The sequence below is a fragment of the Siccibacter colletis genome, from assembly GCF_000696575.1.
Taxonomy (GTDB): Bacteria; Pseudomonadota; Gammaproteobacteria; order Enterobacterales; family Enterobacteriaceae; genus Siccibacter; species Siccibacter colletis.
Genome location: NZ_JMSQ01000026.1, coordinates 44,745 through 57,523 on the forward strand (window position 1 = coordinate 44,745; position 12,779 = coordinate 57,523).

The window sequence follows — 12,779 nt, forward strand, 5'->3', positions numbered from 1 at the left end:
ATTAATTAAAAACTGGCACGGATCCTGATAATAGCTCTGTATCTTTCGACAATAATTTCGTTACAGAGGTACAGCATGGCCATTCATGTAAAAAACAACATTCACTGGGTCGGGCAGCGCGACTGGGAAGTACGTGACTTTCACGGCACCGAATACAAAACCCTTAAGGGCAGCAGCTACAACAGCTATCTGATCCGCGAAGGGAAAAACGTACTGATCGACACGGTCGATCATAAGTTCAGCCGCGAATTCGTGCAGAACCTGCGCGGCGAGATCGACCTCGCGGCGATCGATTACATCGTGATCAACCACGCCGAAGAGGATCACGCCGGGGCGTTAACCGAGCTGATGGCCTGCATCCCGGATACGCCGATCTACTGCACCGCGAACGCGATCGACTCCATCACCGGGCACCACCACCATCCGGAGTGGAACTTCAATGTGGTGAAAACCGGTGACACGCTGGATATCGGTAACGGCAAGCAGCTGATCTTCGTGGAAACCCCGATGCTGCACTGGCCGGACAGCATGATGACTTATCTCACCGGCGATGCGGTGCTGTTCAGCAACGATGCCTTTGGCCAGCACTACTGCGATGAACGCCTGTTTAATGATGAAGTGGATCAGGCTGAACTGTTCGAGCAGTGCCAGCGCTACTACGCCAATATCCTGACGCCGTTCAGCCGCCTCGTAACGCCGAAAATTACCGAGATCCTCGGCTTCAATCTGCCGGTGGACATGATCGCCACTTCGCACGGCGTGGTATGGCGCGACAACCCGACGCAGATCGTCGAGCTGTATCTGAAATGGGCGGCGGACTATCAGGAAGATCGCATCACTATCTTCTACGACACCATGTCCAACAATACGCGCATGATGGCCGACGCCATCGCTCAGGGGATCAATGAAGTGGACCCGCACGTAGCGGTGAAAATCTTCAACGTCGCACGCAGCGACAAGAACGAGATCCTGACTAACGTCTTCCGCTCCAAAGGCGTGCTGGTGGGCACCTCCACCATGAATAACGTTATGATGCCGAAAATTGCCGGCCTGGTTGAGGAGATGACGGGTCTGCGTTTTCGTAATAAACGCGCCAGCGCCTTCGGCTCCCACGGCTGGAGCGGCGGGGCGGTGGACAGACTCTCCACCCGTTTGCAGGACGCCGGTTTTGAAATGTCCCTGAGCCTGAAAGCCAAATGGCGCCCGGACAGCGACGCGCTGGAAGTCTGCCGCCAGCACGGGCGCGAGATTGCTCGTCAGTGGGCGCTTGCTCCGCTGCCGGTCAGCAACATCAGCCCGGTCGCTCCCCCGGCTGACGCGCCCGCTGACCAGCCGGACGCCGCCGATCTCGGCCCCTGCATGCAGTGCAGCGTCTGCCAGTGGATCTACGACCCGGCGAAAGGCGAGCCGCTGCAGGATGTCGCACCGGGTACGCCGTGGAGCGACGTTCCGGATAATTTCCTCTGCCCCGAATGTTCACTCGGGAAAGACGTGTTCGACGAACTGGCGACGGAGGCAAAATGAACCACGGCATTGTGATCATCGGCTCGGGCTTCGCTGCCCGCCAGCTGGTGAAAAATATCCGTAAACAGGACGCGCACGTTCCGCTGACGCTTATCGCCGCCGACAGTATCGACGAGTACAACAAACCGGATCTCAGCCACGTTATCAGCCTCGGGCAAAGCGCTGACGACCTTACCCGCCAGACGGCGGGGGAGTTTGCCGAACAGTACAACCTGCAGCTGTTTCCCCATACCTGGGTGACGGACATCGACGCCGAGGCCCACGTCGTGAAATGCCGCGATCGCGAGTGGCGCTACGACAAACTGGTGCTGGCGACCGGGGCCAGCGCGCTGGTGCCGCCGGTAGCGGGGCATGAGCTGATGCTGACGCTCAACAGCCAGCTGGAGTACCGCGCCAGTCAGACGACGCTGCGTGATGCACAGCGCGTGCTGATTGTCGGTGGTGGGTTGATTGGTACTGAACTGGCGATGGACTTTTGCCGTGCCGGGAAAGCCGTCACGCTGCTGGATAACCGTGCCAGCATTCTGGCCGCGCTGATGCCGCCGGAAGTCAGCAGCCGCTTACAGCATCGGCTTACCGACATGGGGGTGCATCTGCTGCTCAAGGCGCAGCTGGCCGGACTGACCCGGAACGCCGATGGCATCACGGTGACGCTGGCGGATGGCCGCACGATCGCCGCTGATGTCGTTATTGCCGCCACCGGGCTGCGGCCCGAGACGGCGCTGGCGCGTCGTGCTGGAATCAGTGTCGATCGCGGCGTGCAGGTCGATAATTTCCTGCAAACCAGTCATCCGGATATTTTTGCCATTGGAGACTGTGCGGAGATCGAGGGGAGGCTACTGCCGTTCCTGCAGCCGATCCAGCTTAGCGCGATGGTGCTGGCGAAGAACCTGCTGCACGTCCAGACTCCGCTGCGGCTGCCGGCGATGCTGATCAAGGTGAAAACCCCGGATTTGCCGCTGCATCTGGCGGGGGAAACCCAGCGCAGCGATCTGAACTGGGAGATCGCCCTTAATGCCGACGGCATGCTGGCGAAAGGCGTGGATGAAAGCGGCACCCTGCGCGGTTTCGTGGTCAGCGAAGCGCGCATGAAGGATGCCTTTACCTTATTAAAAACCCTGGCCGTGTAGCCACGGCATGCCCTTGCGCACAGGGAGGTGCGCTTTTTTCTTCAGCACCCGCAGCTCACCGGCGTGCCGTCGCGGCCCTGATGGCCCTCGGTGGCGTAGCCGTCGCGTTTCCACCAGTCCAGCCCACCGATAAGCTCTTTTACCTGGAAACCCAGCGTCAGCAGCTTGAGCGCAGTTTGGGTGGAGGCGTTACAGCCGATGCCGTCGCAATAGCAGATATACACCTTTGACGGGTCGAGTTGCTGCGTGGTATCGATGCACAGCGCCCGGTGCGGCAGGCTGAGCGCGCCGGGAATATGCTCGCGCTCAAACGCCGCAAGGTTGCGCCCGTCCACCACCACGATGTTTTCCTCCGCCTTCAGCGCCAGCCATAGATCCGCCGGGTCCATCTCAAATGCCAGTTTTTGCTGATAATACGCCAGTTGTTCACCTCGGGACATATGCTCTACCTCATGGTTGGTAAATGGGAAGGGTGATGTGCTACAGGCACCACGTTAACAGGCCGGAAAAAAAGCGAAATGCACTCTTTTTTGAGGTGCCTGAAGCGTTGTTTCAGGCTGCGCAACGGAATTGATAAGCATCAGAGCGGCTGCTATAAGTGTGGGTCGGCAAGGGGAGATCGGTATGGACAGTAAGATACTGAAGAATTTTTTAAAAACCGCGCAGCTTGGCTCTTTGAGCGCCGCAGCGCAGCAAGCCTGTGTTACCGTGCAGGCGCTGGCCGCCCAGCTTAATAAACTGGAACAGCTGCTGGGCTTTCGGCTGTTCGATCGCACCAATAAAGGCGTCACCCTTACCGATGAGGGCCGGGATATTCTTCCCTGGGTCACCGACGTCGTGAAGTCGTCGGCGGAATTACAGCATCGGGCTGCGCATCTGCGTCAGCGCGGCGCGCCCGCGCTGCATATTGCGCTGAATAATACCTTTCCCGACGCGGTGAATCAGGCGCTGATGGCCTTTCTGCGCGACAGGCTAAGCGCCTGGCCTTTGATATTCAGCACCTCAGAATCACCCGAGAACCTGGCGAAACTGGCACGCGACGAAGCGGATATCGGCGTTATTATTGGCGATCGTCTGCCCGCCGGGTTATATGCGGTCAACCTGCCTGGACTGAATATCGAGGTGGTCGCCGCCTCGGCGGGTATGCCGGTTACTAACGACACCGTATTAATTAAACCGATGCCGGAGTGTGCGTATTCCGACTGCTTCGAACGTTTCGTCAGCCGTTATAAAAATGGTTACGCTAAACTCCCGGTCCACTATTCCGGCAGCGAACATATCAGCGTCGCCATGATTAAAAGCAGCAACAGCATCGGTATTATTTCCCGTCGTGTGGCGCTGATGAATAACCTGACGATTTTGCCCGAATTCACCGATGCACTGAGCGTGACGTTACTGATGAAAACCCCGCTGCTGTCAGATCGCGACCTCGCAGCCTTTACGCCAGATCCCCTGTTGCCCCTGAGCGCATAGCAAACTTATACCCGCCTTAATAATAAAAACGAGGCGGGAATAACCTGTTAACTTTCCTGCCCGGCAACTATCTATTCGCGCTTTTTATCTAAGCACTAATCTGCATTAAAAATAATTTTTAATTCCTTTATCAAATTCCGCGCGCCGGAAATACTGCCGCCATCACCTGTTGCGGAGAACAATAATATGACGGCAATACAGTCAGGCTTAGTGGCAATACTGACGGCGCTGGCTTTTCAGGCGCAGGCAGTGGATGTGACCGTGGCATACCAGACATCCGCCGAGCCGGCAAAAGTAGCCCAGGCCGACAGCACCTTTGAAAAGGAGAGCGGGGCAAAGGTCGCCTGGCGTAAGTTCGACAGCGGGGCCAGCGTGGTGCGCGCCCTGGCGTCCGGCGATGTGCAGATCGGCAATATCGGCTCCAGCCCGCTGGCGGTTGCTGCCAGTCAGCAGGTGCCGATTGAAGTCTTTCTGCTGGCTTCTCAGCTCGGCAACTCCGAAGCGCTGGTGGTGAAAAAAGCCATCACGAAGCCGCAAGATCTGATCGGCAAGCGCATCGCCGTGCCCTTTACCTCCACCACCCATTACAGCCTGCTGGCCGCGCTCAAGCACTGGGGCATTACGCCCGGCCAGGTGCAGATCCTTAATCTTCAGCCTCCGGCCATCATTGCCGCCTGGCAGCGCGGCGATATCGACGGTGCCTACGTCTGGGCACCGGCGGTAAACGCGCTGGTGAAAACCGGCACGGTGCTGACGGACTCGGCGCAAGTGGGGGAGTGGGGCTCGCCAACGCTCGACGTCTGGGTGGTACGCAAGGATTTCGCTGAGCAGCATCCTGAGGTGGTGACCGCCTTTGCCCGCAGTGCGTTGCAGGCGCAGCAGGGTTATCTTGCTGACCCGGATACGTGGCTGAAGCAGCCGCAGAATCTGGAAAAACTGTCGCGGCTGAGCGGCGTACCGCAGAGCGATGTTCCGGCGCTGGTGAAAGGCAATACCTACCTCACGCCAGGGCAGCAGGTTGAGCAGCTTTCCGGCCCGGTGAATACCGCCATTGTCGATACCGCGAAATTCCTCAAGGAGCAGGGCAGGGTGCCCGCGGTTCAGGACGATTACCGCGCCTTCGTGACGGACCGGTTTATCAAACCCCTCGCGCACTAACCGGAGGCCAGATGCTGACTATCACTCATCTCAGCGCGGACTACGCGGGTAAGCCTGCCCTGTCCGACATCAATCTGACCCTCGACAGCGGCGAGCTACTGGTGGTGCTTGGCCCGTCGGGCTGCGGCAAAACCACGCTGCTGAACCTGGTGGCCGGATTTCTGCCTGCCCACAGCGGATCGATCGTGCTTAACGGCAGGCCGGTGACCGGGCCTGGCGCTGAGCGCGGGGTGGTATTTCAGAATGAAGGCCTGCTGCCGTGGCGTACCGTGGAGGATAACGTGGCGCTGGGGCTACAGCTTGCCGGCATGGATAAACCCGCGCGCCGGGAGATCGCTCGGCAGATGCTGCGCAACGTCGGGCTGGAAGGCGCTGAAAAGCGCTTTATCTGGCAGCTCTCCGGCGGCCAGCGCCAGCGCGTCGGCATAGCCCGCGCGCTGGCAGCGGACCCGCAGCTGCTGTTGCTGGACGAGCCCTTCGGCGCGCTCGATGCCTTCACCCGGGAGCAGATGCAAACCCTGCTGCTGACGCTCTGGAAGGCGAGCGGCAAACAGGTGCTGCTGATCACCCACGATATCGAAGAAGCGGTATTTCTCGCCACCGAGCTGGTGCTGCTCTCGCCGGGGCCGGGACGGATCACCGAGCGTCTGCGGCTGGATTTCGGTCGGCGTTTCGCCAGCGGTGAGCCGTGCCGCAGCATCAAATCCGATCCTGCGTTTATTGCCCGGCGCGAGTATGTCCTGAGCCGGGTATTCGAGGAGCGGGAGGCGTTTTCATGAGCGTACTGACAACGGATAAACCCCAGCGCCGCCCCGCGCTGCGCTGGCCGCTGTCGCGCCAGCTGACGCTAAGCATCGCCACGCTGCTGGTACTGCTGTTGGTGTGGTGGATGGTTGCAGCGCAACAGTGGGTCAGCCCGCTGTTTCTGCCGCCGCCGGGCCAGGTGCTGGCGAAGCTGGTAACCATTGCCGGTCCGGAAGGCTTTATGGATGCCACGCTGTGGCAGCATCTGGCGGCGAGCCTCGGCCGTATTGGGCTGGCGCTGGTTGCTGCGGTGCTGACTGGCGTGCCGGTTGGCATCGCCATGGGGCTTAGCCCGACGGTGCGCGGCATGCTCGACCCGCTGATTGAGCTGTACCGTCCGGTGCCGCCGCTGGCTTATCTGCCGCTGATGGTGATCTGGTTTGGCATCGGTGAAACCTCCAAAGTGCTGCTTATCTGGCTGGCGATTTTCGCGCCGGTAGCGATGTCCGCCCTGGCTGGCGTAAGGAGTGCGCAGCAGGTGCGAATCCGCGCTGCCCAGGCGCTGGGGGCGTCGAAGCGACAGCTGCTGTGGTATGTCATTTTGCCCGGCGCGCTGCCGGAGATCCTTACCGGGCTGCGTATCGGACTGGGCGTGGGCTGGTCCACGCTGGTGGCCGCCGAACTTATCGCCGCTACGCGCGGGCTGGGGTTTATGGTGCAGTCGGCCGGTGAATTTCTGGCAACGGACGTGGTGCTGGCCGGTATCGGCGTCATCGCGGTTATCGCCTTTATTTTAGAACTGGGCCTGCGCGCGCTGACGCGTCGCCTGACGCCCTGGCATGGAGAAGTGCAATGAGTGAACGTATCTCAATTACCGCGCTGGGGCCGTATATTGGCGCGCAGGTCTCCGGTCTCGATCTGACGAAGCCGCTGAGCGATAACCAGTTTGAGCAGCTCTATCACGCGCTGCTGCGCCATCAGGTGCTGTTTCTGCGTGAGCAGGCGCTGACCCCGCAGCAGCAGCGCGGGCTGGCGCTGCGCTTCGGCGATCTGCATATCCATCCGGTGTATCCGCATGCTGAGGGCGTGGAGGAGATTATCGTGCTGGATACCCACAATGATAATCCGCCGGATAACGATAACTGGCACACCGACGTGACGTTTATCAGGACCCCGCCCGCCGGGGCGATTCTGGCGGCGAAGCAGCTCCCGGAGACCGGTGGCGATACGCTCTGGACCAGCGGCATTGCCGCCTTCGAGGCGCTCTCTGCGCCGTTTCAGCGGCTACTGAGCGGGTTACAGGCCGAGCACGACTTCCGGAAGTCCTTCCCGGAGTGGAAGCACCAGGCCTGTGAGGATGAGCACCAGCGCTGGCTGCTGGCGGTAGAGAAAAACCCGCCGCTGCTGCACCCGGTGGTGCGTACCCATCCGGTCAGCGGACGCCAGGCGCTGTTCGTGAACGAGGGCTTCACGACGCGCATTGTTGATGTCACGCAGAAGGAGAGCGATGCGCTGTTGGGGTTCCTGTTCGCGCACATTACCAAACCGGAGTTTCAGGTGCGCTGGCGCTGGCAGGAGAATGACGTGGCGATCTGGGATAATCGCGTCACGCAGCACTATGCCAACGCCGACTATCTGCCGCAGCGGCGGATTATGCATCGTGCCACCATCCTCGGCGATACGCCCTTTTACCGCGGGTGATCATCAGGCGGCGGGTGCGCTACGCGTCCCCGCCCTGGGGCGAGGCTCCTGCGTAGGGTAGGTAAGCGCAGCGCACCCACCCTTCAGACGTTGCCCTCCGGGGCATGCGCTCCGATATAGCGCTGGTAGCGGGCGGGTTTAATGCGGGTGAGATCCACCAGCACCAGGCCATCCACGCAGTTGTTGAAGTTCGGATCGCTGCCGAAGTCGATAAACTGCACGCCACCCGGCTCGCACAGCTCGGAATACTGCTTATAGAGCGGCGGAATGCCGCACCCCAGGTTGCCGAGCAGCGATTTCAGGCGCGTCAGATCCTCGGTGTAATCGGTGCCGCTGAACTGCGCCAGCACGTCCGGCAGCGTTGCCGGGTACGGCCTGCGCGAAGCGGCCAGCGGATGCCCGGCGGGGAACCAGAGACGGTAAAACGCCACCAGCAGATCCCGGGCCGGTGCGGGCAGGCCGCCGGAAATCGACACCGGTCCGAACAGGTAACGATACTGCGGATAGCGCGCCAGATACGCGCCGATCCCGCTCCAGAGGTAGTCCAGCCCGCGACGTCCCCAGTAGCGCGGCTGAATAAAGCTGCGTCCCAGCTCGATGCCCTGCTCCAGAATATCCGCCATCTTCTCATCGTAGTGGAACAGGCTGTGGCTGTATAAGCCCTCAACCCCGCGCCGCTTCAGCTGCTCGGCGGTGGGAATGAAGCGGTAGGCACCGACGATCTCCAGCGCTTCTTCATCCCACAGGATCAGATGCCAGTAATCGTCGTCGTAGCTGTCGGTATCCCGGCGCTTGCCGCTGCCTTCGCCGACGGCGCGAAACGCAATCTCGCGCAGCCGTCCAAGTTCGCGCAGCAGCGGGGCTTCTTCCTGGCCGTCGCGCCGCCACAGGTAAATCAGCTTGCCGTCCGGTGCGCGGCCCAGGCACTCCGCCTGCGCCAGTTCGCGTTTCAGGGTGGCGCGATCTTCCGCCCTGGCAATGCCGCACTCGGTTTTGAAGTAGCCGGGCAGCCCTTTGCCGATGCGGATCACGTGTTTACGAAACGTCTGCGCCAGCTCCCGGGAGGGGATATTTGGGCTGTGCCAGTGGGCAAAGCTGATGCGCTCACCCACTTTCACCGGCAGCACGCTGCCGCGCAGGCGGAACATCTGCTTGATCAGCAGCAGCATCGCCAGCATCGGCGACACCATGCTGCTGAGGTAAAACAGCGGGCTGTTGCGCCCGCGGATCGCCATCGGCAGGATAGTGGCCTGATATTTACTCGCCAGCTTGATAAAACCGTGGTTCCACGGCTTATCGCGCAGCCCCTTGCGTGTGATGCGCGACACTTCCCCCGCCGGGAAGAAAATCAGCACGCCGCCCTGCTGAAGCTGATTTTCCATCTGCATCAGTGAGGTTTTGCGGGTTTTACTGCCGAGATTGTCGACGGGGATAAACAGAGAGGAGAGGGGCTGAAGGTGGGTGAGCATGCGGTTGGCGACGACTTTAACGTCACGCCTGACGCGCGAGACGGCGTAGAGCAACGCCAGGCCGTCGGCGGTGCCGGTCGGGTGGTTGGCAACAATCACCAGCGGCCCCTGTTCCGGGATCTGCTCCAGATCGCGCGACGTGATATCGCAGCGCAGCTGTAGATGGTCAAGCACCTGTTCCACCATATCGAGTCCTTTCAGGTGGCGGTGACGGGCGGCGAACTGCTGAAACTCTTCCTCGCACAGCAGACGTTTAAGCAAACCCTTTTGCCAGGGCGCGGGTTGCGCCTGCGGCCAGAGGTCATCCAGAACGGTATCGATGCTAAACACAGTCATTCCTCCTGCTACCTGAGCGAGACAGTAGCGCCGCAAGATGACGGTGACATGTCAGAGAAATGACGAACAGGTCACATTATGACCGGGAGAAAATACGCGGGAAAAGGTGCTGACACAGAAGTGAAACGGAGGCGGGCAGCGCCGCCTCCGGGGGCATCGCCGTCGGTTATGACAGGATTTTTTTCTCCGCCAGATCGAGGGCGAAGTAGGTGAAGATCAGATCCGCACCGGCGCGCTTGATGGCGCCGAGGCTTTCCAGCGTCACGTTGTGCTCATCGATAGCACCCGCCTGGGCGGCGAATTTGATCATCGCGTACTCGCCGCTCACCTGATACGCGCCCAGCGGCAGCTCGGTGCGCTCGCGAATATCGCGCAGGATATCGAGATAGGCACCGGCCGGTTTTACCATCAGGCAGTCCGCACCCTGCGCCGCGTCGAGCAGCGATTCACGGATCGCTTCCCGGCGGTTCATCGGGTTCATCTGGTATGTTTTGCGATCGCCTTTCAGCGCGGTGCCCGCTGCTTCACGGAACGGGCCGTAGAAAGACGACGCGAACTTGGTGGAGTAGGACATGATAGCGGTGTCGGTGAAGCCCGCCGCGTCCAGCGCGCTACGGATCGCCTGCACCTGACCATCCATCGCCGCTGACGGAGCGATAAAATCAGCACCGGCCTGCGCGGCAACCACCGCCTGCTTGCCGAGGTTAGCCAGGGTCGCATCGTTATCGACGCCGTGGTCGCACAGCACGCCGCAGTGGCCGTGGGAGGTGTATTCGCAGAAGCAGGTGTCGGACATCACCACCATCTCCGGCACCGTCTCTTTACAGATGCGGGACATGCGTGCCACCAGGCCGTTCGGGTTCCAGGCATCGCTGCCGGTGTCGTCGGTGTGGTGCGAGATACCGAAGGTCATCACCGAGCGGATACCGGCGTTGGCGATACGCTCGATCTCACGCGCCAGGTGCTTCTCGGGAATACGCATCACGCCCGGCATGGCGTTGATGGGCTTGTAATCGTCGATCTCTTCTTCAACAAAGATGGGCAACACCAGATCGTTTAAGGTCAGGGTTGTCTCTTCGAACATCGCACGCAGCGCGGGCGAGCGGCGCAGACGGCGTGGGCGGGTAATCAAATCGGTCATGGTAGCTATCTTTTTTGTCGCAGAGAAAGCACTATGTTAACGCGAATTGCCGGTGTTGTTTTATCAATATCGGTCACTTACCCGCCGCGACTCGCTAGCGGTGCGTCTCCAGCAGGCGAGTCAGCTCGGTCATCGCCCAGATAGCGGCCTGCTCAATCACCTGGGTATTTTCCCCGGAAAACTGTTTTTTCTGGCTGACGACTTCGCCATCCGGCAGCGCCCAGCCAAACCATACGGTGCCCGCCGGCGTGCCGTCTTCACCGCCGTCCGGCCCGGCATAGCCGCTTATCGACAACCCGACGTCCTGGGCGGCTCGCTCCTGCGCGCCACGCGCCATCTCTTCAACGGTTTCGGCGCTGACTGCGGTAAAGCGCGCCAGCGTCTCGGGGCTGACACCCAGCAATTGGGTTTTAGCGTAGTTGCTGTAGGTGACGAAGCCACAGGAGTGATACTCGGCGGTGCTCCCGGTTGCGCAGAGCGTTTTGGTTACCAGGCCGCCGGTGCAGGATTCGGCGGTGGTCACGGTAAGGTCACGCGCGGTTAACGCGTCAGCAAGATTTTTTGCCGCACGCTGTAAGGCATTATCCATTCTTCACGATCTCCACAGTGAGCATAGTGTTACTCAGTATAGAAGACCTGCGGCAGGTGAGAGAAAAGCCGACGGGCGCAGCGGCCCGCCGGTGAGGGGTTACGAGGCAGGCACGATCCGCGGTTTGTTGCCGGACAGCTCGGCGACCAGGTCGTTGACGCCGTCGCTCATGTTCACAAAACGCGTCAGCGGGCTGCGCGTGACGACGATAAAGACGCCCACGTTGTGCTGGGGGATCATCGCCATATAGGTAATGAAGCCGCCGCCGCCGCCGGTTTTCTGAATGATGCCGGGGCGTCCATCCTTCGGCTGCATATAGACCCAGCCGAGACCGAGCGCGTCGGCTTTACCCGGTACGTCCATGCCGATAACCCGCGTCAGCTGGCTGCGCTGGTAGATCAGCGTCTGCATGCGGTCGGCCTGGCTGCTGCGCTCGTGGAAGTCGGAGGCGAGGAACTGCTGCATCCAGCGCATCATGTCCGCCGGGGTGGAGTAGACGCCGCCGCTGCCGATGGCGGCGAGGGTATTGTTGCACGGGCTGGCTCCCTTTTCGGCGACCATCAGGCGCTTGCACTGGTCCGGTGATGGGGTAAAGGTGGTGTCCTTCATCCCCAGCGGGCGGGTGATTTTTTCTTCAAACAGCTGCGGATACGGTTTGCCCGCCGCGCGCGCCAGGGCATCAGCCAGCAGATCGAACGCCAGGTTAGAGTAGGAGGCAATCGAGCCGGGCGCGCTTTTCAGCGTGGCGGTGGAGAGCCAGTTCCAGCGCTGTTCGCGGGTAGGCCAGATGAACACCGGACGATGCGGCGCACCGCCGGGCTGCTCGCGCGGCAGGGCGCTGGTGTGGGTGGCGAGATTCACCAGCGTAATGGGTTCACCGTTATAGGTCGGCACGCGCGCACCGGGCGGCGCGTATTTGCTCAGCGGATCGTTAAGCTGCACCACGCCTTCATCCAGCAGCTTCACCAGCATTTCGCTGGTCATTAGTTTGCTGATAGAGGCGATACGCACCACGGAATCAAGCTGCGGACGCACATTGCTGCCGGGGCGCGTCTCCCCGAAGCTGCGGAAGATACGCTGATTGCCGTCAATCGCCACCATCGCCATGCCGGTCGCGTTGCTGCCGTAATAGATAAGGTTGGCGTAGCGATCGACAATATCAGAAGCGAAAAGCGGGTCCGGGGACGTCTGGCTGTATCCGGCTACCGGCAACAGGGAGGTAACCAGCAGGGATAGGGAGAGCAAACAACGTTTCAAGGCGCGGATCCATACAGTAAACAAGAGGAATAGTGCGTATTTATACCACTCCATCACCCGGTGCAAAGAGGGATAACGAAGATTTACGCGGCGAAAAAGCGTAACTGACCATAACTGCACCCATTTTTTCTTCTATAGTGATGCGCCAGGCGGGCCTGGTCAGAATGGAGAAGCCGAATGCGCCCGCACAGCGGATGAAACTCCTTGCGGCTGCGCTTGTCACAGTAGCCACGCGTTTACAGGCGTCCGGTTTTATA

General features: G+C 60.6%; 12 protein-coding genes. 7 read left to right on the forward strand and 5 right to left on the reverse strand.

Annotation, left to right across the window (positions count from 1 at the left end):
• The first annotated feature begins 75 nt into the window (after nt 1-75).
• Nucleotides 76-1,524, forward strand: a complete 1,449-nt coding sequence (gene norV / locus ET34_RS0117330; RefSeq protein ID WP_031524163.1) for an anaerobic nitric oxide reductase flavorubredoxin — start codon at nt 76-78, stop codon at nt 1,522-1,524.
• Nucleotides 1,521-2,654: an NADH:flavorubredoxin reductase NorW gene (gene norW, locus ET34_RS0117335; protein ID WP_031524165.1), complete on the forward strand. Its 1,134-nt coding sequence runs from the start codon at nt 1,521-1,523 to the stop codon at nt 2,652-2,654. The genes norV and norW overlap by 4 nt, the downstream gene beginning before the upstream one ends.
• A 41-nt stretch (nt 2,655-2,695) precedes the next feature.
• Here norW and ET34_RS0117340 read toward each other — a convergent pair whose 3' ends face one another.
• Complete coding sequence (locus ET34_RS0117340; RefSeq protein WP_031524171.1) at nt 2,696-3,094, reverse strand: rhodanese-like domain-containing protein; 399 nt, start codon at nt 3,092-3,094, stop codon at nt 2,696-2,698.
• A gap of 184 nt (nt 3,095-3,278) precedes the next feature.
• Between ET34_RS0117340 and ET34_RS0117345 the strand changes: the two genes are divergently transcribed.
• The 5 genes from ET34_RS0117345 (at nt 3,279) to tauD (ending at nt 7,730) form a co-directional block, all read left to right on the forward strand.
• Nucleotides 3,279-4,127 carry a LysR family transcriptional regulator gene (locus ET34_RS0117345; RefSeq protein WP_031524173.1) on the forward strand — a complete coding sequence of 283 codons (849 nt, stop codon included), beginning with the start codon at nt 3,279-3,281 and terminating at the stop codon, nt 4,125-4,127.
• Nucleotides 4,128-4,313: 186 nt separating this feature from the next.
• Nucleotides 4,314-5,285 (forward strand): taurine ABC transporter substrate-binding protein, encoded by a 972-nt coding sequence (gene tauA, locus ET34_RS0117350; protein WP_031524175.1) that lies wholly within the window; start codon nt 4,314-4,316, stop codon nt 5,283-5,285.
• A gap of 11 nt (nt 5,286-5,296) precedes the next feature.
• Entirely contained in the window at nt 5,297-6,064 is a 768-nt protein-coding gene (gene tauB, locus ET34_RS0117355; protein WP_031524177.1) for a taurine ABC transporter ATP-binding subunit, read from the forward strand.
• Nucleotides 6,061-6,885: a taurine ABC transporter permease TauC gene (gene tauC, locus ET34_RS0117360; protein WP_031524178.1), complete on the forward strand. Its 825-nt coding sequence runs from the start codon at nt 6,061-6,063 to the stop codon at nt 6,883-6,885. The genes tauB and tauC overlap by 4 nt, the downstream gene beginning before the upstream one ends.
• Entirely contained in the window at nt 6,882-7,730 is an 849-nt protein-coding gene (gene tauD, locus ET34_RS0117365) for a taurine dioxygenase (protein WP_031524180.1), read from the forward strand. The genes tauC and tauD overlap by 4 nt, the downstream gene beginning before the upstream one ends.
• Nucleotides 7,731-7,813: 83 nt before the next feature.
• Here tauD and olsF read toward each other — a convergent pair whose 3' ends face one another.
• The 4 genes from olsF to ampH form a co-directional block, all read right to left on the reverse strand.
• Nucleotides 7,814-9,529 carry a bifunctional ornithine lipid synthase OlsF gene (gene olsF / locus ET34_RS0117370; protein ID WP_031524182.1) on the reverse strand — a complete coding sequence of 572 codons (1,716 nt, stop codon included), beginning with the start codon at nt 9,527-9,529 and terminating at the stop codon, nt 7,814-7,816.
• A 172-nt stretch (nt 9,530-9,701) separates the two neighbouring features.
• Complete coding sequence (gene hemB, locus ET34_RS0117375) at nt 9,702-10,676, reverse strand: porphobilinogen synthase (protein WP_031524183.1); 975 nt, start codon at nt 10,674-10,676, stop codon at nt 9,702-9,704.
• 94 nt (nt 10,677-10,770) lie between these two features.
• Nucleotides 10,771-11,265, reverse strand: a complete 495-nt coding sequence (locus tag ET34_RS0117380) for a CinA family protein (protein ID WP_031524184.1) — start codon at nt 11,263-11,265, stop codon at nt 10,771-10,773.
• 99 nt (nt 11,266-11,364) lie between these two features.
• Nucleotides 11,365-12,522: a D-alanyl-D-alanine-carboxypeptidase/endopeptidase AmpH gene (gene ampH / locus ET34_RS0117385; RefSeq protein ID WP_031524185.1), complete on the reverse strand. Its 1,158-nt coding sequence runs from the start codon at nt 12,520-12,522 to the stop codon at nt 11,365-11,367.
• Nucleotides 12,523-12,779: the final 257 nt, after the last annotated feature.